The following is a 24,831-nucleotide window of genomic DNA, read 5'->3' on the forward strand; positions in this document are numbered from 1 at the left end:
GAGAGAACGCAATGGCCAAGAGGCTGCAGGGCAAGGTCGCGGTCGTCACCGCCGCCGGACAGGGCATCGGGCGCGCGATCGCGGAGGCCTATGTGGCCGAAGGCGCCACCGTGTGGGCGACCGACCTCGACGTCGCCAAGCTGGACGGGCTCGCCCGCGCCAAGCGCCGCAAGCTGGACGTGCTCTCCAACAAGCAGGTCGCGAACTTCGCCGAGAAGGTCGGCCCCATCGACATCCTGTGCAACGCCGCCGGCTACGTGCACCACGGCACCATCCTCGAATGCGACGACAAGGCCTGGGATTTCTCGTTCGACCTCAACGTCCGGTCCATGCACCGGCTGATCAAGGCCTTCCTGCCCGGCATGCTCGAGAAGGGCGCCGGCTCCATCGTCAACATCGCGTCGGGCGCGGGCTCGGTGCGCGGCATCCCGAACCGCTATGTCTATGGAACCACCAAGGCGGCCGTGATCGGCCTCACCAAGGCGGTGGCGGCCGACTTCATCCGCAAGGGCGTCCGCGCCAACGCGATCTGCCCGGGCACCATCGAGAGCCCCTCGCTGGACCAGCGCATCGAGACGCTCGCGAAGGAAACCAAGCAGCCGGTCGAGAAGGTCCGGCAGGCCTTCGTCGACCGCCAGCCGATCGGCCGCCTCGGCAAGCCCGAGGAGATCGCCGCCATGGCGGTGTACCTCGCCGGCGACGAGAGCGCCTACACGACGGGGCAGATCTTCCTGGTGGATGGCGGTTTCGCGCTTTGACCAGCTCGGTCGTCATTGCGAGCGATGCGAAGCAATCCAGTCTAGCGTCCGGCCTTCAGGCTGGATTGCTTCGCCTCCGGCTCGCAATCACGGCGTAGATCACCGCGACAAGAAAACACGGGAGGAACCCCCATGCACATCCTCATCATCGGCGCCGCCGGCATGGTCGGCCGCAAGCTCACCGAGCGGCTGGTGCGCGACGGCAAGCTGGCCGGCAAGGCCATCACCAAGGCGACCCTGCACGACGTGATCGAGCCCACGGCTCCGGCGAACGCGCCCTTTGCGGTGACCACGCTGGCGTCGGACTTCTCCCTCCCGGGCGAGGCCGAGAAGCTCGTGGCGGACAAGCCCGACATCGTCTTCCACCTGGCCGCCATCGTGTCCGGCGAAGCCGAGCAGGAATTCGACAAGGGCTACCGCATCAATCTCACCGGCAGCTGGAACCTGTTCGAGGCCATCCGCCAGCTCAACATGGGAAGCGCCGGCGCCTACAAGCCGCGCGTGGTGTTCACCTCGTCCATCGCGGTGTTCGGCGCGCCGTTCCCGGACAAGATCACGGACGAGTTCTTCACCACGCCGCTCACCTCCTACGGGACGCAGAAGGCCGTCGGCGAGTTGCTGTTGGCCGACTACACCCGCAAGGGCTTCCTGGACGGCGTCGGCATCCGCCTGCCCACCATCTGCGTGCGGCCGGGCAAGCCCAACAAGGCCGCGTCGGGCTTCTTCTCCAACATCATCCGCGAGCCGCTGGCCGGCCAAGAGGCGGTGCTGCCGGTGTCGGAGGACGTGCGCCACTGGCACGCCTCGCCGCGCTCGGCCGTGGGCTTCCTGGTGCACGCCGCCGAGATCGACGGCGCGAAGATCGGTCCTCGCCGCAACCTGAGCATGCCGGGCTTGTCCTGCACGGTCGGCGAGCAGATCGAGGCGTTGCGGCGGGTCGCGGGCGACAAGGTCGTGGCCAGGATCAAGCGCGAGCCGGACGAGGCGATCAACAAGATCGTGTCCGGCTGGGCGCGGGAGCTGGACCCCAGCCGCGCGGTGGCGCTGGGCTTCAAGGCCGAAAGCAGCTTCGACGAGATCATCCGCGTGCATATCGAGGATGAGCTCGGCGGCAAGATCGCCTGAGCGGCAGCGCGGCCTCCCTCTCCCTGGAACAGGGAGAGGGCTGGGGTAAGGGCGGAGCCGCAAGGCTCCAGAGTTGACGGAGTGAGCTCCAGGCCGAAGGCCCTCACCCTGTCCCTGTCCCCCTGCCGGGGAGAGGGGACGCTCACGGCCTTTACTGCTTCTTCAAGAACAGCTGCGCGCCGCTGGGCGGGTCTTTCTGCCAGCCGCCGTCCGGCATCACCGAGAAGCCCTGCTCGTGGCCCTTTTTGGCGACGAGGTAGAGACGGCCGTTGCCGGTGTGCCAGGCGATGGGCTCGAAGATCTTCAGGCCCGAGTCGATGCAGCCGCCCGAGAGCTGCGCGCCGTAGAGGCCGGCCTTGCGGGCCGGCTTCATCGTGAGATCGATCGAGCAAAGCGGCTTGTTCTTTTCGCGCGCCACCCCGTAGAGGCCCGCGAGGCTCTGGGGCGTCACGTTGGCGGACACGGAGGCGGGCGGCGGAGGCGGCGGCGGCACGCCGGCGCCTGCCTTGAAAGCGGGCGTGGCGGCCGGGCCCGTGGCGGCCCGCGCCGGCTCGGCCGCAGGCGCACGCGCGGCGCCGACCGGCTTCAGCGTCAGGCCGTCCGCGGACGCCACGTAGCCGGGGCCGGACGCATCGCGCTCAAACGTCACCAGCACCTTCCCGGCCGAATCCACGATGGTGACGACCGATCCGCTCAGGTTCCAGCCGGCCGCCTGCGCGAGCAGCGGCAGCGCCACCCGGCACGCCGGCGGCGAGCCGAGCTGGTAGCCATGGAGGCCGCTCTCCGACCCCAGATGCACCCGGCAATTGCGTGCGGTCTTTGGATTCGACAATTCCCAGGTGCCGGACATCACGGCGACGCCGTTCGCCTGTGCGCTGGCCCGCGCCGGCAGCAGGAGCGATCCACACGCCGCCAGCAAGGCAAGCGTCGACGCCAGCAGCGCCCGACGCCTTGCCGTCCCGTTCACAACCGCCGTCATCCGCATCCGCATCACTCCCAGCCGCGCCTCAGCCTCTTCTTGCCATGTACCCGTTAAACAGGTCGCGCTCAATCCGACAAGGATCGAGCGCAACAGGGATCAGGCGGGAAATGCGGACCGCGAGGCCTCAGCCCTTGGGAGGCCAGGGCGTCTCGGCCACAGGCGTGAGCGGCCCCTTGCCGGACAGGAACGACGTGATGTTGTCGACCACGAGCTGCCCCATGAGGCCCCGGGTGTGGTGCGAGGCGGAGCCGACATGCGGCAGCAGCACCACGTGGTCCAGGGCGATGAGCTCGGCCGGGACGTGCGGCTCCTTCTCGAACACGTCAAGCCCGGCGCTGGCGATCACCTTGTTCTGCAGGGCGCTGATCAGGGCGCCTTCGTCCACCACCGAGCCGCGGCCGATATTGATCAACACGCCCTTCGGGCCCAGCGCCCGCAGCACCTCGGCGTCGATGATGTGGAACGTGCTGTCGCCGCCCGGGGCCACGCTGATCAGGATGTCGCAGGCCTCCGCCATGCCGACGAGGGTCGGATAATAGGGGTAGGCCACGTCCTTCTGCTGCGAGCGGCCGTGATAGACGATCTTGAGCCCGAACGCCTGGCACCGCTTGGCGATGGCCTTGCCGATGCGCCCGAGCGCCAGGATGCCGACCGTCTTGCCAGCGAGCGTGTTGTGGGTGAGCGGGTAAGCGCCCTGCTTCTCCCAGAGACCGGCGCGCAGGTAGCGCTCGGAGGCCGAGAGCTCGCGGACCGTCATCAGCAGCAGGCCGAGGCACGTGTCGGCCACTTCCTCGGTCAGCACGTCCGGCGTGTTGGTGACCACGACGCCATGCTGGCCCGCCCAGGCGGCGTCCACCGAATCGTAGCCGACGCCGAAATTCGCCACGAGCTCGAGCTTGGGCAGCTTCGCCATGAGGGCTGCGTCCGTCTTGACGTGACCGCCCGTCGCCACGGCCCGGATGCGGGGCCCAACCTCAGCCAGCAAGGCGTCCCGGTCAGCCGCCTCATGCAGCTTATGGAGCGTGAAGCGGCTTTCCAGCTGCTCCATCACGAGCGGCATCATGCGGCCGGTGACCAGTACCTCGTTGCTCTTCACGCTATCCTCCCGCGCTCCTGGCGGAGCGTTCTTCCCGGCCTGTCCGCCGGGCTTGACCAAAGAAACGGCAGTTCACACCGGGCGTGAGATAAATTCAATCGATTGATGTGCAGGAAACAGCCCGTCCTTGATTTCCGTGCACCGCATGCAATGATGCCGCCGCGCGCGTTGCGGGGCAAGCCTCAACGGCTGCCTGCGGCGCAAACGAAGAAACGCTCGCCGACACGTTGGCTCAGTCCCGTGGCGAGACAGGGAGGACTTTATGGCGTCCGTGGAAATCCGCGACGTGCGGAAGGCGTTCGGCTCGACCCAGGTCATTCATGGGGTGAACATCGAGATCGAGGACGGCGAGTTCGTGATTCTCGTGGGGCCGTCCGGCTGCGGCAAGTCGACCTTGCTGCGCATGATCGCCGGCCTCGAGAACATCAGCGGCGGCGAAGTTCGCATCGGCGACCGCGTCGTCAACGACGTCCCGCCGAAAGAGCGCGACATCGCGATGGTGTTCCAGAACTACGCGCTCTACCCGCACATGACGGTGGCCGACAACATGGCCTTCTCGATGAAGCTGCGGAATGCGCCCAAGCCCGAGATCGAGCAGCGCGTCAGCAAGGCGGCCGGCATTCTCGGCCTCGAGAAGCTGCTGGACCGCTATCCCCGCCAGCTCTCGGGCGGTCAGCGCCAGCGCGTCGCCATGGGCCGCGCCATCGTGCGCGACCCGCAGGTCTTCCTCTTCGACGAGCCGCTCTCCAACCTCGACGCCAAGCTGCGCGTGCAGATGCGCACCGAGATCAAGGAGCTGCACCAGCGGCTGAAGACCACCACCGTCTACGTGACGCACGACCAGATCGAGGCCATGACGATGGCCGACAAGATCGTCGTGATGCATGACGGCATCGTCGAGCAGATGGGCGCTCCGCTGGAGCTCTATGACCGCCCGGCCAACCTGTTCGTCGCCGGCTTCATCGGGTCGCCCTCCATGAACTTCGTGAAGGGCAAGATCCGAGCCGGCGCCCAGCCGAGCTTCGAGGCCGACACCGGCGGCGTCTACCCGCTGAACACCGCGCCGGCCGGCTCGGACGGCATGCCGGTCGTCTACGGCATCCGCCCCGAGCATTTCCAGCTCGCCGACAACGGCCTTTCGGCCGAGGTCGTCGTGGTGGAGCCGACGGGGTCCGAGACCCAGGTCGTGGCCAAGATCGGCACGCAGGAGCTGGTCTGCATCTTCCGCGAGCGCATCACCGCCAAGCCGGGCGAGACCATCCGGATCGCGCCGGACCCGAACCTCGTCCACGTGTTCGACGCCCAATCGGGCGCCAGGATCAGCTGATTGTTCGCCGCGCGCGCCGAGAGGTTCGCGCGGCGTTTTGCTTGAGGGCGACGGCGAAATTTCGCACCGAGCCCATAGACGCCGGGTCGCCGGCCAAACGGAAGACCGCAAGAAGCGGCTCAAAAAAAATCGCCAAAGGGAAGGAAAACCAATGTCCGCATTCAATCGCCGTTCGCTGATCAAGGGGGGCGCCGCGCTCGGCGCCATGGGGGCCGCCGGTCTCCTGGATTTCGCCAAGGCCTGGGCCCAGACCAACCAGTGGAAGCCGGAAGCCGGCGCTTCGCTGAACATGTTGCGCTGGAAGCGCTTCGTGGAGGCTGAGGACAAGCAGTTCATGGCCATGATCGACGCCTTCACCAAGGCGACGGGCGTCAAGGTCAACATCTCCAACGAGAGCTTCGACGACATCCAGCCGAAGGCCTCCGTGGCGGCCAACACCGGCCAGGGCCCGGATCTCGTCTGGGGCCTGTTCTCGCTGCCGCAGCTCTTCCCGGCCAAGTGCCTGCCCGTCGAGGACGTCGCCGATTATCTCGGCAAGAAATACGGCGGCTGGGTGCCGGCCGCGCAGGCCTATGGCCAGTTCCAGGGCAAGTGGGTCGCCATCCCGGTGGCGTTCAACGGCGGCTACATCAACTACCGCATCTCGTCGATGAACAAGTCCGGCTTCAAGGAATTCCCCAAGGACACGGGCGGCTTCCTCGAGCTCTGCAAGGCCATGAAGGCCAACAACTTCCCGATCGGCTTCGCGCTTGGCCACGCCACCGGCGACGGCAACTCCTGGTGCCATTGGGCGCTCTGGTCGCACGGCGGCTACCTGGTCGACAAGGACGACAAGGTCATTCTGAACTCGCCCGAGACCGCCAAGGCGCTTGAATACGTAAAGGCGCTCTACGACACCTTCACGCCGGGCACGGCCTCCTGGAACGACTCGTCCAACAACAAGGCGTTCCTGTCGGGCGACGTGCACCTCACCGGCAACGGCATCTCGATCTACGCAGCCGCCAATGCGCAGGGCATGAAGGCCATCGCGGACGACATGAATCACGCGCAGTGGCCGATCGGCCCGGTCGGCAAGCCGACGGAGTTCCAGCTCGCCTTCCCGCTGCTGGCCTTCAACTTCACCAAGTACCCGCAGGCCTGCAAGGCCCTGATGGCCTACATGCTGGAGGCCGAGAACTACAATCCGTGGCTTGAGGCGGCGGCCGGCTACCTCACCCACCCGCTCAACGCCTATGACAACAACCCGGTCTGGACCAAGGACCCGAAGAACACCGTGTTCCGTGACGCCGCCAAGCGCACGCTCACGGCCGGCGGCGTCGGCTCCATCGGCGAGAAGGCCGCCGCGGCGCTGGCCGACTTCATCGTGGTGGACATGTTCGCCAACTACTGCACGGGCCGCGAAGACCTGAAAGGGTCGATCCGCGTGGCCGAGCGGCAGGCGCAGCGGCTGTTCCGCTGAGACGTTCGCGCGCCGGCCTCAGGCCGTGCGCGGCATGATTCCGGCGGCGGGCGGGATGCGGCGGGTCGAAAGATCCGGCGCCTTTCGGCCCGCCGTTCGGGACGAATGAGCGTCCATACCCGAGGCGACCAGCCCAGAAGCGGCTTGCCGACCCCACGGAGAACACACGTATGAGCGACAGCGTGGCTGGCCGCGTTCCGGCCCCAGCCGTCCGTCACCCGACATGGTGGGACAGGCTTCGCATCAACCGCAACTGGCTGGGTTTCTGGTTCATGGCGCCCGCCGCCGCGATCCTGATCCTGTTTCTGGCCTTCCCGCTCGGCAAGGGCGTGTGGCTGTCCTTCACGGACGCCAAGATCGGCCGCGCCGGCTCGTTCATCGGCCTGGAGAACTACGAATGGCTGGGCCTGCCCTGGTGGCGGGACTCGGACGGCGTGTTCTGGCTCTCGGTGTTCAACACGCTCGTCTATACGATCGTGGCCTCGATCGTGAAGTTCGCGGTCGGCCTCTACCTGGCGATCCTGCTGAACCAGAACCTGCCCTTCAAGGCCGCGATCCGGTCCATCGTGCTGATCCCCTTCGTGGTGCCGACGGTGCTCTCCGCCATCGCGTTCTGGTGGATCTTCGACTCGCAGTTCTCGATCATCTCCTGGTCGCTGCGCCATCTCGGGATCATCGACTACAACATCAACTTCCTCGGCGACCCCAACAACGCCCGCGCGTCGCTGATCTTCGCCAATATCTGGCGCGGCGTGCCCTTCATCGCCATCACGCTGCTGGCCGGCCTGCAGACCGTGTCGCCCTCGCTCTACGAGGCCGCGACGCTGGACGGCGCCAGCAAGTGGCAGAACTTCCGCTTCGTCACCTTCCCGCTGCTGACGCCCATCATCGCCGTGGTGATGACCTTCTCGGTGCTGTTCACCTTCACGGATTTCCAGCTCATCTGGGCGATGACGCGCGGCGGCCCGGTGAACTCCACCCATCTGATGGCGACGCTGTCCTACCAGCGCGCGATCCTGGCCGGAAACCTCGGCGAAGGCGCCGCCATCGCGACCGCCATGGTGCCGTTCCTGCTCTTCGCCATCATGGTGTCATGGTTCGGCCTGCAGAGCCGCAAGTGGCAGCAGGGGGGCGAGGACTCATGAGCGCCGCCTCGATGTCGACGTCCTTTTCCCCCGACCGCTGGTGCCGCCATGACTGAAACAGCCGTGAACGTCGCCACCCGCGCCGCACTGACGGACGACCGGGAGGGCATGACCTACCTGGACTCGACCAAGCGCAAGCTGGTGACCGTCTATCTGCCGCTCGCGCTCATCATGATTGTGCTGATCTTCCCGTTCTACTGGATGGTGATCACCGCCATCAAACCGGACGAGCAGCTGATCGACATGGAGAAGTACAACCCCTTCTTCGTGGTCAAGCCGACGCTGAAGCACATCAACAAGCTCCTCTTCGAGAGCAACTACCCGACCTGGCTCTGGAACACGATGTACGTGTCCGTGCTGGCGACCTTCCTGTCGCTGATCGCCAGCGTGATGGCCGCCTACGCGATTGTGCGCATTCGCTACCGCTACGCCCAGTGGGTCGGCGCGGCGATCTTCCTCGCCTATCTGGTGCCGCCCTCGATCCTGTTCATTCCGCTGGCGACCATCATCCAGGCCTATGGCCTGTTCGACAGCCCCATGGCGCTGGTGCTCTGCTACCCCACCATCCTGATCCCGTTCAGCACCTGGCTGCTGATGGGCTACTTCAAGACGATCCCGTACGAGCTGGAGGAATGCGCCCTGATCGACGGCGCGACGCGCATGCAGATCCTCACCAAGATCATCCTGCCGCTGGCCGTGCCGGGGCTGATCTCGGCCGGCATCTTCTCGCTGACGCTGTGCTGGAACGAGTTCATCTACGCGCTCACCTTCCTGTCCTCGACCTCCAACAAGACCGTGCCGGTCGCGATCGTGAGCGAGTTCGTGGATGGCGACATCTATCGCTGGGGTTCGCTGATGGCGGGCGCCCTCGTCGGCTCGCTGCCGCTGGTGATCCTGTACTCGTTCTTTGTCGAGCACTACGTCTCGGCGATGACGGGCGCGGTGAAGGAGTAAACGGATGATCGTCGGTTTTGTCGGCCTCGGCGCCATGGGGCTTCCCATGGCGCAGAACCTCGTGAAGCGGCAGTTCCGCGTGCGCGGCTTCGACATGCGGCGCGAGGCCGTGCAGGCGCTGGAAGGCGCCGGCGGCATGCCGGCGGGCTCCGCCCGCGAGGCGGCCGAAGGCGCGGACGCGCTCGTCCTCATGGTGGTGAACGCCGCCCAGGCCGAGAGCGTGCTGTTCGACGCCGGCGCGCTGGACGCGCTCGCCCCGGGCGCGACCGTGATCCTGATGGCGACCTGCCCGCCGGCCGCCGCCAAGGCCGTCGCCGATCGGGTTGTCGCCACGGGCCGATCCTTCGTGGACGCGCCGGTCTCCGGGGGCGTGGTCGGCGCCACCGCCGGCACGCTCACCATCATGGCGGCAGCCCCGCAGGCGATCTTCGACGCCGCCAAGCCGCTGCTCTCGGCCCTCGGCGACAAGCTGTTTCATGTCGGCCAGGAACCCGGGCAGGGCTCCGCCGTGAAAACCGTGAACCAGCTCATGTGCGGCGTCCACATCGCGGCCGCCGCTGAGGCGCTGGCTTTGGCCGAAAAGGCCGGCATCGACGGCAAGATCTTCCTGGAGATCCTGGGCGGCTCCGCCGCCTCGAGCTGGATGCTGAAGGACCGCGGCCCGCGCATGCTGGAAGACGAGCCGCGCGTCACCAGCGCGGTCGACATCTTCGTGAAAGACCTCGGCATCGTGCTGGACGCCGGCCGCGCCTCCAAGGCCGCGACCCCGCTCGCCGCGCTGGCGCACCAGCTGTTCCTCTCCGCCTCCGCGCAGGGGTTGGGCGGGCAGGACGACAGCCAGGTGGTGGAAGTGTACCGCGCGCTGGCCGGGCTGAAGTAGTCTCACGTTGTCTGGCCGTCATTGCGAGCGACAGCGAAGCAATCCAGTCTAAAGCTCGGCCATTAGGCTGGATTGCTGCGCCTCCGGCTCGCAGTGACGGGCAATTACCCCAACTCAAACGTCGTCACGCCGAAGATGCGCCCCACGGGCAGGTCCGGCGCCGGGCCGCGATACATGCGGGCCGTCTCGAAAGATGGCGACAGGTCGAAGCGCTCGGCCAGTTCCAGCGCGGCGTCGTTCGGCTCTGGCGGGTCCAGCGCGATCGCCTCGCCCTTCACCTCCGACGCCAGCGCCCGGAAGATGAGCTCGGCCGTCTCGGCGTCGTCCGCGAACAGCGGACCGATCTTGTGCCCGTCCCGGCCCGGCCGGATCACCCCGTAGCCGCGCAACTCGCCCTCGTCGATCAACGCATAGCCGGTGCGGCCCTCGCCTCGCACCCAGCGCGATGTGAAATCCGGCCGCGGCGCGCCAAAACAGGGTTCGTCATAGGCGAGGACCGACGGCAGGATGCCCTGCCCGATCCGCTGCAGCCGCGGGTCCATGGGCATGTCGCACCGCGACAGCCCCTCATAGCGCACGTTGCGCCACGCCAGTTCGAACCCGCTCTTGCGATAGTTGCCCTGCTGCGCCACGACGCCGTCGAGCCCGACCGTGCGGCCCGCCAGATGCGACATGCCGGCCTGCCACAACCGCCAGCCAATGCCCTGCCCGCGAAACCGCGGCGCGGCGATGTAAAGGCCCAGAAACCCGAACCCCTCGCCATAGCGCACCACCGAGACGCAGGCCGCCGGCTCCTCACCGACGAACCCCATCAGGAAGCCATCGGGATCGGCCGCCCGAAACACGCCGGCGTCCGCCAGCCCGGGATTCCAGCCCTCGGCGGCGGCCCAATCGAGCGCCAGCGCGAGGTCGTCATGCGTCATGGCGCGGATGGTGAGGTCGGGCATGTACGGTCGCCTGTTGGGCTGTTGACGCGACATCTTCCGCCGTCATCCCCGGCCGGAGCCGCGAAACGGCGGACGAGAGGGGAATTCAGCGGAACGCTGGACAATCTGCTGAATTCCCTTCCGGTTTGCTGCGCAGACAGCCAGGGATAGCGGCGGAAACATTACCGCCCCGGAGCGCCCTCGGGGGCGCCGCCCGCGAAAGCCTTGGGGAGCGGCGGAGCGTAGCCGCCGATCTTGGAGGTGCGCAAGCCGAGCGCCGCGAGCGCCTCGGCGAGCTTCACGGCCGCCGCGACGCCGTCCACGACCGGCAGGCCGTGCTTGGCCGAAAGCCGCGCCGCGAGGTCCGCCATGCCGGCGCAGCCGAGCACGATGGCCTCGGCGTGGTCCTCCAGCTTCGCACGCTCGATCTCGGCCGAGATCTTGGCCGCCGCATCCGACGCCGGATTTTCGAGCTCCAGCACCGGTACCTCGGAGGCGCGCACGCGCGCGCAACGCCGATCGAGGCCATACTTCAGCAGGTTGGTCTCGATCGCCGGGATTGAGCGCGACAACGTGGTGACCACCGAAAACCGATGCCCGAGCAGGCTGCCCAAGTGGAAGGCCGCCTCGCCGATGCCGATCACCGGCGCGGCGGCGGCGCAGCGCGCGGCCTCCAGCCCGGTGTCGTCGAAGCACGCGATGATGTGGGCGTCCACGCCCGCCCGCTCGGCGCGCGCGATCTCGACGAGGAGGCCGGGCACCGAATAGGCCTCGTCCCAATAGCCCTCGATGGAGGCCGGTCCGCTTTGCGGGTTCACGGCCAGGATTTCGGTGCCGGGCGACGCCGCCGCGCGGGCGGCGGCCCCGATGCTGGCCGTCATGCTGGCCGTGGTGTTGGGATTGATGACAGCGATGCGCATGGCCTGCTTAAAGCATGCCCTTGCCGGCGTCGGAACCCTGTTTCGCCTGCCGGGCGCGCAGCAGCAGAATGGACGCGAGCGCGATCCCGATCACCAGGAAGGACACGCCCGTCGTCACCGTGCCGAGCGCGTAGATCTCGGGCGTCGTCACCGTGGTGGTGAGCGCCTGCAGCTCCAGCGGCAGCGTGTTCTTCTCGCCGATGGTCTGCGACGAGCGGGCGATCTCGTCCCACGACAGCGTGAAGCCGAACAGCCCGACGCCCACGAGCGAGGGCAGGATGATGGGCAGCACCACATGCCGGAACGTCTGCCACGGCGTCGCGCCGAGGTCGCGCGCGGCCTCCTCGAAGCGCCCGTCGAACCGGTTGAAGATCGCGAACATGATCAGCAAGCCGAAGGGCAGCGTCCACGTCAGATGCGCGCCGAGCGCCGACGAGAACAGCCCCATGCCGGTGGTCCACTCGTCCGAGATGAAGGCCGGCGCATAGGCCTTGATGGCGTCGTCAAAGATGCGGAACTGCAGCGCGATGCCAAGCGAGGTGACGATCGACGGCACGATCAGGCTCGCGACCGTGACATAGAACAGCAAGTTTTGGCCAAAGAACTTCTTGCGGAAGGCGAGCCCGGCCAGCGTCGAGAGCACCACCGTGAGCGCCATCACGACGAGCCCGAGCTGCAACGAGCGCGAGAACGCCGACTTGATGTCCACGATGCCGCCGCCGCTCCACAGCTTGCCGAACCAGTGCAGCGACACGCCGTTCATCGGGAACGTCATGCCGCCGGTCGGGCCCTGGAAGCTCAGCAGCACGATCGCGATCATCGGGCCATAGAGAAACAGCACGAAGGCGACAAAGAACGCCGCGAGCCAGTAGAACGACGCGGACCGGCCCTCGCGCATCACAGTTCCTTCCGGATGTCGACGAAGCGGTTCAGCGCCGTGATGATCAGCAGCGTGATCGCCAGCAGGATCACGGCGTTCGCGGCCGCCGGCGGGAATTGCAGGGCGTTGAGGCGGGTCTCGATGATCTTGCCCGCCGACGCGATCTGCTGGCCGCCCATCACGCCCACGGTCACGAAGTCGCCCATCACGATGGTGATCACGAAGATGGAGCCGATCACGATGCCGGGCTTGGCCAGCGGGATCACGACGTTCCACAGCGTCTGCCAGCCGGTCGCGCCGGCGTCATAGGCGGCTTCCAGCAGGCGCTTGTCGATGCGCGCCATGCTGTTGAAAATCGGGATCACCATGAAGAACGTGAACAGGTGCACGAAGGCCAGCACCACGGCGAAATCCGAGTAGAGCAGCCATTCCAGCGGCTCCTTGATGATCCCGAGCTTGATCAGGCCCTGGTTCACCAGCCCGTTGCGGCCGAGCAGCGGGATCCACGAGATCATCCGGATCACGTTGGAGGTCCAGAACGGGATCGTGCAGATGATCGCGAGCGTCATCTGCGTGGTGACGCTCTGGACGTGGAAGGCCAGGAAGTACGCGATCGTGAACCCGATCACGAGCGTGAACAGCCAGACGAGGAAGCAGAACTTCACGGTGGAGACGTAGGTCTTCAGGATCGTGCAGAGGTCTGGCAGCTGGTCGTAGCAGCCCTCGAAGGTCTCCACGTAGCTGCGCACCGTGAAGCCCGGCAGGATCGCGTAGTCGTTGTAGTCCCAGAAGCTCACCATCACCACGAAGGCGAGCGGGATGATGAAGAACAGCGCGAACACGACGCCGAACGGCGCCGCCTGCGCCCAGGCCGGGAGAGAAAAGGGTTGGTCCTTCTTCGCCATACTGCCGGCAGGCTCCGGGTGTTTCCCTTCGCCCCGGAACGGGGAGAAGGTGGCGCGCAGCGCCGGATGAGGGGCGATTGCAGGGCTGAAACACCCTCACCCCAACCCTCTCCCCGTGACCGGGGAGAGGGGGCGCATTCTTCAGCCTGTAACGGCCATCAAGCGGCGATGAACTCGTTCCACTTGCGGACCATGTAGTCGTTCTCGTCCATCACGGCGTTCCAGCACGCGACATTGCCCATGCGGTCGTCATAGGAGCCGCCATCACGCTTGGAGCCGGCCTTCTCGAGCAGGGAGCCGTCGGGCGCCTTGATGTCGGCCTTGGCGGCCTTGCCTTCCATCCAGTAGCCCCACTCGTCCTCTGACATGAACTTCTTGGCGGTGGGAAGCACGGCCGAGTAGTAGCCCTGGCGGTTGAGGTAGGCGCCGGCCCAGCCCGACAGGAACCAGTTCACGAACTCGTAGGCCCATTCCTGCTTCTTGCCGGTGACGCCCTTCGACACGCAGAAGCCCGACGCCCAGGAGCGGTAGCCTTCCTTGAGCGGCTGGAACACGCACGGGATGCCCTTGGAGCGCACGGCCGTGACGGCCGGCGACCACATGGACTGGATCACGGTCTCGCCCGACGCCATGAGGTTCACGGACTCGTTGAAGTCCTTCCAGAACGCGCGGAACTGACCGGCCTTCTTGGCCTCCGTCAGCACCTTCATGGTCAGGTCGATCTCCTGCTTCGTCATGTTCCCCTTGTCGGGGTACTTGTAGAGGCCGGAGGCTTCCACCACCATCGCGGCGTCCATGATGCCGATCGACGGGATGTTGAGGATCGAGGCCTTGCCCTTGAACTCGGGGTTCAGCAGCTCCTTCCAGCTCTCGATCGGACGCTTGATCAGGTCGGGGCGGATGCCGAGCGTGTCCGCGTTGTAGACGGTCGGGATCAGCGTCACCCACTCGGTGACGCCCTTGGCGAAGGCGGTCGAGTCCTTGCCTTCCAGGAACATCACCTTCTTGGGCGCGGTGCCCTGGTCGCCGATCTTCTTGCCGTTGGGCAGCTCGCCCTTGGTGAAGATCGGGGTAATGTTGTTGAATTCCTTGATCTTCTTGGCGTCGAGCGCCAGGATGTTCTTGGACGGGATCAGCTTTTTCAGGCTGAAATACTCGGTGTCCAGGATGTCGTAGGAGTTCGGCTGCGTGATCACGCGCTTGGTCACGTCGTCCGTCGTGGCCGAGATGTATTCCAGCGTGATGCCGGTGTCCTTGAACAGCTGCTTGTTGATGTCGTCGGACTGGTTCACGGCGGTGCCGAGATAGCGCAGCACCTTCTTTTCCTGAGACCAGACGGCCGGGAAGCCCGTGATCGCACCCGATCCTGCGGCCGCGCCCGCTGCCGCGCCAGCGCCCTTCAGCACCGACCGGCGGGAGAGGCCCTGGGCCCCGTCCTTCGTTTCTTGCGTCATATGCCCCTCTCCTGCGTGATCCCTGGCCATTCAGGCCACGGTTGAAAGCCTGTGTGCGTCGGCCTCGACCCAGCTCACCGCCACCCGGTCGCCGGGCTGGAGAGGCATGGCGTCGAACGCCGCTTCACTGATTTGGGCCGCGAGTTCGTTCGCCTGGCCGGCCTCGAGGCCGACCTGCACGAAGCTGCCCTGATACTCGACGTCGCGCACCACGGCCGGCATGGCCGAGCCCACAAGGGCGGTCGCGCCCTCCAGCGGGGTCAGCGACAGCCGGTCGGCCCGCACCGCGATCTGGCCCTGCGGGACGTCGATCACGTTGTGGCCGCCCATGAAGCGGGCCACGAAGGCGGTGCGCGGCGCGTTGAAGACCTCGCGCGGCGTACCCGCCTGCTCGATGATCCCCTGGTTCATCACCACCACGAGGTCGGCGAGCGCCATGGCCTCGTCCTGCCCGTGCGTGACGTGCACGAAGGTGATGCCGAGCTCCTTCTGGAGGCGCTTCAATTCGGCCCGCATCTTGATGCGCAGGAACGGATCCAGCGCCGAGAGCGGCTCGTCGAGCAAAAGGATCTGCGGTTCGGTGATCAGCGCCCGCGCGAGCGCCACGCGCTGCTGTTGCCCGCCCGAGAGCTGCGCCGGGAGCCGCTCCGCATAGGGCGTCATCGCGACGAGATCGAGCAGCTCCATCGCCTTGGCGCGGCGCGTTTCCTTGTCGATCCCGCGCATCTTCAGCGAGAACGCGACGTTGTCCACGCAGGTGAGATGCGGAAACAGCGCGTAGCTCTGGAACATCATTGCGGTGCCGCGCTGGGCCGGCGGCAGGTCGGTGACGTTGTGCGGGCCGAGCAGCACGTCGCCGTCCGTCACGGCCTCGTGGCCGGCGATCATGCGCAGCGTCGTGGACTTGCCGCAGCCGGATGGTCCGAGCAGGCAGCAATAGGCGCCGCCCTCGACCTTGAGGTCGATTGCGTCCACGGCCGTGGTCTGGCCGTAGCGCTTGGTCACCTTCACGAGTTCGAGCGTCGAGCCCTTCACGCACTTCTCCCTGCTGCCGGCTCACTTACAAGCCGCGTGCCAAGCCGGGGCGGCCGGACCGGCTGGGCCGGATCTGGCCCGGGAGCGCCGTGTGCGGGAGGGCTCCAGCCGGATAAGCTGAAGCTTGACATTATAGGCGCCTAGAATCCAGGCGAATTGCCTCTTTTCAAAGCGCGACCACGTTGATTGGTGGGAGGCTGCTTGCGCTGGCGATTATGACCAAGTCAGGCTTTGCGGACGCAATGATCCGGCGCGTTGATCCCCGGGCCAGGCCCGGGGATGTCGGGGTAGAGGACGACGGGTAAGACGCTGGACGCCGCTCAGCCGCCGAGTTCGCCGCTGATCACCGGCCCGAACAGCTGCCACTTCTCGCCATCGAACTTCTGCATCTGCATCTGCTCGATGGGGAAGAAGTCGGTCGGGCTCGTATTCATGGTAATGCCCGGGATCAGCACGTTCAGCGACACGTTCTTCAGGTTCGCGGCCTGTTTCATGACGTTATCGCGCGTGAGGTCGTCGCCGGCCTGCTTCAGCACCTGAACGAGCGTCTGCGCCGACGCGTAGCCGTAGACCGTGAAGCTCGACGTGCGATCGCCATCCGGGAAGTACTTGTCCATGAAGGCCGTCCACTCCTTCATGCCGGCGTCGTCCTTCCAGGTCGGATCGGTGGCGTCCTTCAGGTAGGCGGTGGAAAGCACGCCCTTGGCGTTCTCGAGCCCGGCGGGCTTCATCACCGAACCGGCCGAGTTCGACACGTTGTTGACGATGTGCATCGGCTTCCAGCCGAGATCGCCCGCCTTGCGGATCGCCTGCGCGGCGAATTTCGGCGTGGCGACGTTCACGAACACGTCTGCGCCGGAGGATTGCAGCTTCACCATCTGCGAATCCACGGTGGGTTCGGACACCTCATAGCCCGCCTCGGCGACGATCATGGACGCCTTGGCCCCAAGCCCGTCCTTGAGGCCCTTCAGCAGGTCCTTGCCGTAGTCGTCGTTCTGGAACAGCACCGCGATCTTGCTGTCGGGCTTGTTGTCCAGGATGTACTTGGCGTAGATCCGGCCCTCCGACTGGTAGTTCGGCTGCCAGCCCATCGTATAGGGCGAGGTCTTCGGGTTGTCGCCGAAGCGCGTCGCCCCGGTGGCGACAAAGAGCTGCGGCACCTTCTTGGCGTTCATGTATTTCTGGATCGCCGCGTTCGACGCGGTGCCGAGCGGCTGGAAGATGAAGAGCACCTCGTCGCTCTCCACAAGCTTGCGCGCCTGCTCGACGGTCTTGGGCGGCGAGTAGCCGTCGTCATACGAGATGAAGTTGACCTTGCGGCCGTTGATGCCGCCCTCGGCGTTGACCTTGTCGAAATAGGCCTTCTGGGTCTTGGCGATTAGCGCATAGGCGGAAGCCGGCCCGCTATACGGCATGATGTTGCCGATCTTGATCTCCGTGTCAGTCACGCCCGGGTCGTATTTCTTTTGCGCCCACGCGGGCGCGGCGGCGAGCGCCGCGATCCCGAGCGTCGCCGCAAGGGCGCCAAGTCGTTGAGCTGTTCTGGCCATGGTCGAAATCCTCCCGGTGGGTTTGCGGATCAGGGTCTGCGCCCTGGTTGCGAGAAACGGGCGCCGAGCGAGCGGGCGAGCCCGCCCACCCCTCCCGGCGCCGCATAGATGATGAGGATCAGCAGCACGCCGTACACCGCGCCCGACAGGCCCTTGGAGACGTGCTCGGCCAGGTTCGGGATGAACATCACGAAGGCGCCGCCCGCGAGCGCGCCCGGCAGCCAGCCGACGCCCCCGACCACGAGCCCGACGAACAGCGAGACCGACAGCGCGAACGTGAAGCTGTCCGGGGCCACGAACTGCACCACAATCGCGCCCAGCGCCCCGGCGACGCCCGTGTAGGCGGCGCTCACCCCGAAGGCGAGCGACTTGTAGAGCGCCGTGTTCACCCCCATCGAACGCGCCGCGATGGGGTTGTCGCGGATGGCGAGCAGCGCCCGCCCGCTGCGGCTATGGACGAGGTTGCGGGCCGCCCAATAGAGCAGAAGCCCGACCGCCAGCGTGAAGTAGAACAGCCACTGGTCCTGGCTCATCGGCAGCCCGAAAGGCGGGTCCGGCTTGGTGACGATCACGCCCTGCACGCCGCCGGTCCAGTGCTCCAGCGGCCCGAGCTTCAGGAATTGCGGCGTCGCCACCGCGAGCGCGAAGGTCGCGAGCGCGAGATAGACCCCTTCCAGCCGCAAGGCCGGCAGGCCGAACAGAAATCCGGCCACGAAACAGACCACGCCCGCGACCGGCAGCGTCCACGCATAACCCAGCCCCGCGCTTTCCATCAGGATCGCAGCCGAATAGGCCCCCACCGCGTAGAACGCGCCATGGCCGAGCGAGAACTGGCCGCTGATCCCGGTCAGCAGGTTCAGCCCCAGGATCGCGATGGCGTAGACGAGCGCCATGGTGAGCTGGAAGGTGACGAAGTTCTTCAGAAACAACGGCGCGACCGCCAGCGCGACCACCACCGCGATCCCGAACCAGGCTGAGCCTGCGGCCCCGCGAACCCGGGGCTGCGCCTCGCGTGCGGGAGCCGCCTCGCGGCTCGGCAGGATCTCGGCGCTGTGCTCGATCGTCATCCTAGACCCTCTGCACGCTGACGCGGCCGAACAGGCCGTTGGGCTTCACGACCAGCACGCCAACGATCAAGAACAGCGCAATGGGCAGCTTCAGCTCGCCGCCGATCACCGGGATGTAGGTCCCGGCCAGATTCTCGACGACGCCCACCGCGAAGCCGCCCAGCACCGCCCCGGCAGGACTGTTGAGGCCGCCCAGCACCGCCCCGGCGAAGCCGTAGAGCAAGATGGAGAGCATCATGTTCGGCTCCAGGAACACCACCGGGGCGATCAGCATCCCGGCGATGGCCCCGATGGCGGACGCCATCCCCCAGCCGAGCGCGATCATCCAGCCGACCCGCACGCCGACGAGCCGCGCCGACTCGGGGTTGGCGGCCGCCGCCCGCATCGCGAGCCCGATGCGGGTGAAGCGAAAGAAGACGTACAGGAAGGCGAGGATCACCAGCGTCGCCCCGATCATGCCGGCCTGATGCGCGCCGATCAGGCGCGAGCCGAGAAACGGCCCGGACCCGAACGGGCTCGGGAACGGCTTCACGCTGAAGTCCCACAGAAAGCCCGCGACGCTGTTCAGGATGGCGAAGAGCGCGATGAACACCACCACGTGGCTCAGCACCGGCGCGTCCTTGAGCGGCTTGAACACGACGCGCTCAATCGCGACGCCGCCCACGAACGAGATCGCGAGCGTGAGCCCGAACGCCACCCAGTAGGGCGCGCCCCATTGCATGAGCTGCCAGGCGATAAAGGTCGAGAACATCGCCATTTCGCCTTGGGCGAAGTTCAGGTGGTCGATGGCCTGGTAGATCATCACCACGGCCAGCGCCATGCAGGCGTAGATCGCGCCGCTCGCCAACCCGGCCAGGATCTGCTGCAGGAGAAGATCCATCCGTCAGTACCCCAGATAGGCTTTGCGGACGCCCTCGTCCTGCCGCAGCGCCGCCGAGGGGCCGGACAACACGATGCGGCCGGTTTCGATCAAATAGGCCTGGTCTGCGAGGTCGAGCGCGAGATCCGCGTTCTGCTCCACGATCAGCATGCTGACCTTCTGTTCGCGGTTCACACGCGCCAGCGTCTCGAAGAGTTCGCGCACCACCAGCGGCGCCAGCCCGAAGGAGGGCTCGTCGAGCAGCATCAGGCGCGGCCGCAGCATCAGGGCGCGCGCCACGGCGAGCATCTGCTGCTCGCCGCCCGAGAGGGTGCCGGCCTGCTGCGTGCGGCGCTTCTCCAGAATGGGGAAGGTTGCAAACATCCGGTCCATGTCGTCCCGGATCCCGTTTTTGTCGCGCCGCGTCGTGGCGCCGAGTTCGAGATTTTCCTCCACGCTGAACCGCGCGAAGGTGCCGCGTCCTTGCGGCACATGCGCGATGCCGAGCCGGACGACGTCCTCGGTGGAGCGCCCCGCGATGGGTCGCCCCTCGAACAGGATGTCGCCGCTCGTGCGGATCATCGCGCAAAGGGCCCGCAACGTCGTTGTCTTGCCCGCCCCGTTGGCGCCGAGCAACGTGGTGACGCCGCCTTCGTCGAGGCTGAAATCGAGCCCGTGCAGCGCCTGCACGGCGCCGTAGGACGCTCTCAAGCCCCGGACCTCCAGCAGGGACGTCATGCCGCCTTGTCCCCCAGATAGGCGCGGATCACGTCCGGGTCGCGCTGCACCTCGGCGGGCGTGCCTTCGGCCAGCTTGCGGCCGAAGTTGAGCGCCACGACCCGATCGGCGATCGACATCACGAGGCCCATGTGGTGCTCCACCAGCAGCACCGAGACGCCGCGCTCGTCGCGGATGCGGCGGATCAGCCGGCCGAGTTCGTGAACCTCGTCGTGATTGAGGCCGCCGGCCGGCTCGTCCAGCAGCAGCAGCTTGGGCCGCGTCGCAAGGGCGCGCGCCAATTCCACGCGCTTTTGCGTGCCGAACGGCAAGCCGCCCACCGGCGCGTCGGCGACGGACTCCAGCCCAAGCCAGCTGAGGATTTCGTGCACCCGCTCCAGTGAATCTCGCTCGGTGCGCTTGGCGGCCGGCAGCCGCAGGGCGTCGCCGATCATGCTCGACCGGGTGCGCGCATGGCCGCCCACCAGCGCGTTGTCGCGCACCGAAAGGCGCTGAAACAGCGCCACGTTCTGGAACGTGCGGCCAATGCCGATCTCGGCGATCCGGTGCGCCGCGCGCCCGAGAATGCTGGCGCCTTCCAGCCGGATGTCGCCGGAGGTGGGGTGGTAGAGCCGGCTCAGGCAGTTGAACAGCGTGGTCTTGCCTGCGCCGTTGGGCCCGATCAGCCCAAGGATATGTCCGGCGCGCTGATCGAAGCTGACGCCGTCCAGCGCCGTGATGCCGCCAAACGTGACGCGAATGTCGGCCACCCGCAGAAGCGGCTCGGCGCCGCTCATGCGCGCCCCGTCAGCAGGGTCGTGTCGCCGGCCAAAGCTGCGTCAGCCGGCCTCCTCGGGGACGATCGCATGAGGGTTCCCTCCCGTGTGGGCGCGGGCCGCTTGGCGGCCTCGTTGTTCTGGTTGTGATGGGCGGGGCGAGGCCCCGTTGAGCGTCGCCTCCACGGACCGCACCAAGGCGACCAGGCGCGGCCCGATGTCGTTTTCGAGCCGGTCGCGCGTGAAGCGGAACGCGGGCGCGCCGCAGTTGAACGCCATCGGCCGGCTGCCGTCGTGCGGGATGAAGGGCGCGCCGACCGAATGGACGTCGTCCTGCCACTCGCCGACCGAGATCGTGAAGCCCCGCCGGGCATGAAACTCCAGCGCCCGCTCGACGCCGTCGCGCACCTGCGGCCAGCGCGCGCCATAGCGCGGCGCCATCTGCAGCAATTGCTGCTCGCGCTCATGCGCCGGCAGCACGGCCAGATAGGCGCGCCCCATCGCGGTGGTCGCCATGGGAATGCGCGAGCCGATGTCGAGCCGCACCGTGAACGCGGATTCGCCGCGCGCCTGGCTCACATAGATCATGCTGTTGCGGTCCGGCCCGCCCAGCGCCACCGCGCCGCCCGCAAGGTCGGCCAGTTCCTGCATGGGGATCTGCGCCACATGCCGGACGCCCAGATTGGCGAGCGCCGCATAGCCTAGCGCCAGCGCGGCCGGCGCCAGCTCGTACTTGCCGAAGCGCGGCACGGCCGTGAGATAGCCAAGGCGCGTGAGCGTGTAAGTGAGGCGCGTGACGGTGGGCTTCGGCAGGCCCGTCCGGACCGCGATCTCGTGATTGCCCAGGAGGCCGTCGCCCGGCTTGAAGGCCCGCAGCACGTCGAGGCCGCGCGCCAGCGCAACCACGAACTTGCGGTCGCTCTCCCCGTCGGCGCTGGCGTCCCTCTCCGGCATTCATGCTCCTTCTGGCCGAGGCCGTGAGCCGTTGACAGGGAGTGCGCCACACTTCTAGCCTGTCCGTCAAGATGCGAAACTTGATTTCGCAGTGCGGAACATCGACCTGGGAGGGCGCATGAGGACGGGAGAGCGCGCGTAATGGCCAGCCGTCCTTTCGCTTGGGAAAAGTCCTACGCGCCCGGCGCGCGCTGGGATGCGCCCATTGCGCGCACCACCATACCGGCCTTGCTCGAGCGCGCAGTCGCAGCCTATGGCGACCGCCCCACCATTTCGTTTCGCGGGCGCGACATCAGCTTCAACGATCTCGGCCGCTACGCACATGAAGCCGCAGCCGGCTTCCACAGATCCGGGCTCGGCCCCGGCTCCACGGTCGCGCTCTACCTGCCGAACACGCCCTGGCACCCGGTCGCCTTCTTCGGGGCCGCGCGGGCCGGAGCGCGCATCGCGCATCTCAGCCCGCTCGACGCCGAGCGCACCCTCGCGCACAAGCTCGGTGACAGCCGGGCGCGCACGCTGGTGACCACCAATCTCGGCCCGCTCCTGCCCATGGCCCTGAAGCTGCTCGACGCCGGCGCGGTGGACCGCGTGGTGGTGGGCGAGGACGCCCGATGGGGCGAAAACGCCGCAACCGAGATCCCGGACCGCCCGGGCGTCATCCGCTTCGCCGACTTTGCCGCAAACGCCGTCGCGCCTGTGTCCTGGCCGGAGCCGGACATCGAGGACGTCGCGCTGCTGCAATACACGGGCGGCACCACGGGCGTGCCCAAGGGCGCGATGCTCACGCACGGCAATCTCACCGCGGCGGTGTCGATGTACAACGCCTGGCTGGAGGGCCAGGGGCTGTCCCGTCCCGGGCAGGACCGCGTCATCGGCGTGCTGCCGCTGTTCCACATCTACGCGCTCACGACGATCCTCCTGCGCCAGATCGACCGAGGCAACACCATCCTGCTGCGCAGCCGCTTCGACGTGGAGCAGACCATCCGCGACATAGAGCAGGAGCGCGCCACGTCCTTTCCGGGCGTGCCCACCATGTGGATCGCACTCGCCAACCACCCCGGCATCGACAAGGTCGACTTCTCGGGCATGACCCACTGCGCTTCCGGCGGCGCGCCCCTGCCGGTGGAAGTCGCGCGGCGCTTCGAGCGCCTCACCGGCCACAAGCTCGTCGGCGGCTGGGGCATGACCGAGACCTCCCCGGCCGGCACCAACCTGCCCGAAAACGGCCCCGTGAAGCCCGGCACGATCGGCATCCCGCTGCCCGGCGTGGAGCTCGACATCGTCGCGCTGGACGACCCCGCGCGAGCGCTGCCGCCCGGCGAGGTCGGCGAGTTGCGGGTGCGCGGCCTCAACGTCACCAAGGGATATTGGAACTACCCGGACGAAACCGCGGCCGCCTTCGTGGGCGATCGCTTCCTCACCGGCGACGTCGGCTACATGGACGAGGACGGCTTCTTCTTTATCGTGGATCGCAAGAAGGACATGATCATCTCGGGCGGCTTCAATGTCTATCCGCAGATGATCGAGCAGGCCATCTACGAGCACCCGGGCGTGGCCGAATGCCTGGTGGTCGGCGTGCCCGACGAATACCGTGGCGAGGCCGCGAAGGCCTATGTGACGCTGCGCGACAACGCCGAACCGTTCTCGCTGGATGACCTGCGATTGTTTCTCGCCGACAAGCTCGGCAAGCACGAGATGCCGGCCGCGCTGGAGTTCCGCGCCACCCTGCCGCGAACGCCGGTCGGCAAGCTCTCGCGCGCCGAACTCCGCCGCGAAGCCACGCCCTGAACGGGGCTTTCGCCAAAATAGTTTATGTGTAAACTAAATCCAACGCGGCCGAACGGCCTTACAGGGGAACCGCCATGGACCTGCGCTTCACCGACAAGGAACTCGCCTTCCGGGACGAGGTGCGCGCTTTTTTTAAGCAGGCGCTGCCGCCGCAGATCCGCAATCGCATCACGTCCGGCCATCATCCCACCAAGGACGACCTCGTCACCTGGCAGCGCATCCTGAACGCCAAAGGTTGGGCCGTGCCGCACTGGCCGGCAGAATGGGGCGGCACGGACTGGACTCCGGTGGAGCAATACATCTTCCAGGAGGAGATGCAGCTCGCGCCCGCGCCGCAGCCGCTGCCGTTCGGCGTCAACATGGTCGCGCCTGTGATCTACACGTTCGGAAGCGAGGCCCAAAAGCGACGCTTCCTGCCCCGCATCGCCAACATCGACGACTGGTGGTGCCAGGGCTTCTCGGAGCCCGGCGCCGGCTCCGACCTCGCTTCGCTCAAGACCAGGGCCGAGCGGCAGGGCGACTGCTTTGTGGTCAACGGCCAGAAGACCTGGACCACGCTGGCCCAGCACGCCGACTGGATCTTCTGCCTCGTGCGCACCGACCCGGCCGCCAAGAAGCAGATGGGTATCTCGTTCCTCCTTATCGACATGAAGACGCCCGGCGTCACCGTTTGTCCGATCCAGACCATCGACGGCGGCCATGAGGTCAACGAGGTCTTTTTCGACGACGTGCGCGTACCCGTCGAGAACCTCGTTGGCGAGGAGAACCGGGGCTGGGACTACGCCAAGTTCCTGCTTGGCAACGAACGCGTCGGCATCGCGCGCGTCGGCGTCTCCAAGGAACGCATCCGCCGCATCAAGCAGCTCGCCGCCGTGGAGATGTCGGGCGGGCGCCCGCTGATCGAGGACCGACGCTTCCGCGAAAAGCTCGCGGCCGTGGAGATTGAGCTGAAGGCGCTCGAAATCACGCAGATGCGCGTGGTCGCGGCCGAAGGACGGCGCGAGCGCGGCAAGCCGGACCCGGCCTCCTCGGTGCTGAAGATCAAGGGCTCCGAGTTGCAGCAGGCCACCACCGAGCTGCTGATGGACGTGATCGGCCCCTACGCGATGCCGTACGATCCCCACTCCGAGGAAGGCTCCAACGAGCCGCCGGTCGGGCCCGACTGGGCCGCGATGATCGCCCCGAACTACTTCAACACCCGCAAGGTCTCGATCTACGGCGGCTCGAACGAGATCCAGAAGAACATCATCGCCAAGGCCGTGCTGGGGCTCTGA

At 67.0% G+C, this 24,831-nt stretch carries 23 protein-coding genes; 9 read left to right on the forward strand and 14 right to left on the reverse strand.

Translation table 11 applies throughout. The features are described 5' to 3' along the window. The first annotated feature begins 11 nt into the window (after nt 1-11). Together IEV99_RS20645 and denD are read left to right on the forward strand one after the other, a co-directional pair. Nucleotides 12-758 carry an SDR family oxidoreductase gene (locus IEV99_RS20645; protein WP_188519577.1) on the forward strand — a complete coding sequence of 249 codons (747 nt, stop codon included), beginning with the start codon at nt 12-14 and terminating at the stop codon, nt 756-758. A gap of 132 nt (nt 759-890) precedes the next feature. Further along, nucleotides 891-1,883 (forward strand): D-erythronate dehydrogenase, encoded by a 993-nt coding sequence (gene denD, locus IEV99_RS20650; protein WP_188519578.1) that lies wholly within the window; start codon nt 891-893, stop codon nt 1,881-1,883. A gap of 151 nt (nt 1,884-2,034) precedes the next feature. On the opposite strand, the gene IEV99_RS20655 is transcribed toward denD, so the two are convergent. Beyond that, the gene (locus tag IEV99_RS20655) at nt 2,035-2,868 is read right to left on the reverse strand and encodes an AprI/Inh family metalloprotease inhibitor (RefSeq protein ID WP_188519579.1); all 834 of its coding nucleotides are present in this window, start codon (nt 2,866-2,868) and stop codon (nt 2,035-2,037) included. Between the two features lie 121 nt (nt 2,869-2,989). Then, nucleotides 2,990-3,961, reverse strand: a complete 972-nt coding sequence (locus IEV99_RS20660) for a 2-hydroxyacid dehydrogenase (protein WP_188519580.1) — start codon at nt 3,959-3,961, stop codon at nt 2,990-2,992. Nucleotides 3,962-4,223: 262 nt separating this feature from the next. Here IEV99_RS20660 and IEV99_RS20665 point away from each other — a divergent pair, with 262 nt between their 5' ends. From IEV99_RS20665 to IEV99_RS20685, 5 genes are all read left to right on the forward strand, one after another. Further along, nucleotides 4,224-5,288 carry an ABC transporter ATP-binding protein gene (locus tag IEV99_RS20665; RefSeq protein WP_188519581.1) on the forward strand — a complete coding sequence of 355 codons (1,065 nt, stop codon included), beginning with the start codon at nt 4,224-4,226 and terminating at the stop codon, nt 5,286-5,288. 151 nt (nt 5,289-5,439) lie between these two features. Continuing rightward, the gene (locus IEV99_RS20670) at nt 5,440-6,747 is read left to right on the forward strand and encodes an ABC transporter substrate-binding protein (RefSeq protein WP_188519582.1); all 1,308 of its coding nucleotides are present in this window, start codon (nt 5,440-5,442) and stop codon (nt 6,745-6,747) included. Nucleotides 6,748-6,917: 170 nt separating this feature from the next. Further along, nucleotides 6,918-7,892, forward strand: a complete 975-nt coding sequence (locus tag IEV99_RS20675) for a carbohydrate ABC transporter permease (protein ID WP_188519583.1) — start codon at nt 6,918-6,920, stop codon at nt 7,890-7,892. A 48-nt stretch (nt 7,893-7,940) separates the two neighbouring features. Then, nucleotides 7,941-8,846: a carbohydrate ABC transporter permease gene (locus tag IEV99_RS20680; RefSeq protein WP_188519584.1), complete on the forward strand. Its 906-nt coding sequence runs from the start codon at nt 7,941-7,943 to the stop codon at nt 8,844-8,846. Nucleotides 8,847-8,850: 4 nt separating this feature from the next. Continuing rightward, nucleotides 8,851-9,726 (forward strand): NAD(P)-dependent oxidoreductase, encoded by an 876-nt coding sequence (locus IEV99_RS20685; protein ID WP_188519585.1) that lies wholly within the window; start codon nt 8,851-8,853, stop codon nt 9,724-9,726. A gap of 104 nt (nt 9,727-9,830) precedes the next feature. Here IEV99_RS20685 and IEV99_RS20690 read toward each other — a convergent pair whose 3' ends face one another. The 12 genes from IEV99_RS20690 to IEV99_RS20745 all read right to left on the reverse strand — a co-directional run bounded on the left by IEV99_RS20690 (nt 9,831) and on the right by IEV99_RS20745 (nt 21,769). Beyond that, nucleotides 9,831-10,673 carry a GNAT family N-acetyltransferase gene (locus IEV99_RS20690; RefSeq protein WP_210318682.1) on the reverse strand — a complete coding sequence of 281 codons (843 nt, stop codon included), beginning with the start codon at nt 10,671-10,673 and terminating at the stop codon, nt 9,831-9,833. Nucleotides 10,674-10,834: 161 nt separating this feature from the next. Further along, the gene (locus tag IEV99_RS20695; protein WP_188519586.1) at nt 10,835-11,572 is read right to left on the reverse strand and encodes an aspartate/glutamate racemase family protein; all 738 of its coding nucleotides are present in this window, start codon (nt 11,570-11,572) and stop codon (nt 10,835-10,837) included. Nucleotides 11,573-11,579: 7 nt separating this feature from the next. Continuing rightward, nucleotides 11,580-12,470 (reverse strand): ABC transporter permease, encoded by an 891-nt coding sequence (locus tag IEV99_RS20700; RefSeq protein ID WP_188519587.1) that lies wholly within the window; start codon nt 12,468-12,470, stop codon nt 11,580-11,582. Then, nucleotides 12,470-13,357 carry an ABC transporter permease gene (locus IEV99_RS20705; RefSeq protein ID WP_188519588.1) on the reverse strand — a complete coding sequence of 296 codons (888 nt, stop codon included), beginning with the start codon at nt 13,355-13,357 and terminating at the stop codon, nt 12,470-12,472. Before IEV99_RS20705 ends, IEV99_RS20700 begins: the two co-directional genes overlap by 1 nt. Before the next feature lie 158 nt (nt 13,358-13,515). Then, entirely contained in the window at nt 13,516-14,811 is a 1,296-nt protein-coding gene (locus IEV99_RS20710) for an ABC transporter substrate-binding protein (protein WP_188519589.1), read from the reverse strand. Nucleotides 14,812-14,841: 30 nt separating this feature from the next. Then, a complete protein-coding gene (locus IEV99_RS20715) occupies nt 14,842-15,846 on the reverse strand; it encodes an ABC transporter ATP-binding protein (protein WP_188519590.1) in 1,005 nt (334 codons plus the stop codon). A gap of 320 nt (nt 15,847-16,166) precedes the next feature. Continuing rightward, the gene (locus IEV99_RS20720) at nt 16,167-17,396 is read right to left on the reverse strand and encodes an ABC transporter substrate-binding protein (RefSeq protein WP_188519591.1); all 1,230 of its coding nucleotides are present in this window, start codon (nt 17,394-17,396) and stop codon (nt 16,167-16,169) included. A 29-nt stretch (nt 17,397-17,425) separates the two neighbouring features. After that, nucleotides 17,426-18,463: a branched-chain amino acid ABC transporter permease gene (locus tag IEV99_RS20725; protein WP_188519592.1), complete on the reverse strand. Its 1,038-nt coding sequence runs from the start codon at nt 18,461-18,463 to the stop codon at nt 17,426-17,428. Nucleotide 18,464: 1 nt separating this feature from the next. Next, nucleotides 18,465-19,343: a branched-chain amino acid ABC transporter permease gene (locus IEV99_RS20730; protein ID WP_188519593.1), complete on the reverse strand. Its 879-nt coding sequence runs from the start codon at nt 19,341-19,343 to the stop codon at nt 18,465-18,467. 3 nt (nt 19,344-19,346) lie between these two features. Then, nucleotides 19,347-20,060, reverse strand: a complete 714-nt coding sequence (locus IEV99_RS20735; RefSeq protein ID WP_188519594.1) for an ABC transporter ATP-binding protein — start codon at nt 20,058-20,060, stop codon at nt 19,347-19,349. Next, the gene (locus IEV99_RS20740) at nt 20,057-20,836 is read right to left on the reverse strand and encodes an ABC transporter ATP-binding protein (RefSeq protein WP_188519595.1); all 780 of its coding nucleotides are present in this window, start codon (nt 20,834-20,836) and stop codon (nt 20,057-20,059) included. Before IEV99_RS20740 ends, IEV99_RS20735 begins: the two co-directional genes overlap by 4 nt. Before the next feature lie 42 nt (nt 20,837-20,878). Then, a complete protein-coding gene (locus tag IEV99_RS20745) occupies nt 20,879-21,769 on the reverse strand; it encodes an IclR family transcriptional regulator (RefSeq protein WP_188519596.1) in 891 nt (296 codons plus the stop codon). A gap of 141 nt (nt 21,770-21,910) precedes the next feature. Here IEV99_RS20745 and pimA point away from each other — a divergent pair, with 141 nt between their 5' ends. Both pimA and pimC read left to right on the forward strand, forming a co-directional pair. Then, on the forward strand, nt 21,911-23,557 hold the full coding sequence (gene pimA / locus IEV99_RS20750) for a dicarboxylate--CoA ligase PimA (protein WP_188519597.1): 1,647 nt from the start codon (nt 21,911-21,913) through the stop codon (nt 23,555-23,557). A 74-nt stretch (nt 23,558-23,631) separates the two neighbouring features. Further along, nucleotides 23,632-24,831 carry a pimeloyl-CoA dehydrogenase large subunit gene (gene pimC / locus IEV99_RS20755; protein WP_188519598.1) on the forward strand — a complete coding sequence of 400 codons (1,200 nt, stop codon included), beginning with the start codon at nt 23,632-23,634 and terminating at the stop codon, nt 24,829-24,831.

It is taken from the genome of Alsobacter metallidurans (assembly GCF_014636935.1).
In the GTDB taxonomy this organism is placed as follows: Bacteria; Pseudomonadota; Alphaproteobacteria; order Rhizobiales; family Beijerinckiaceae; genus Alsobacter; species Alsobacter metallidurans.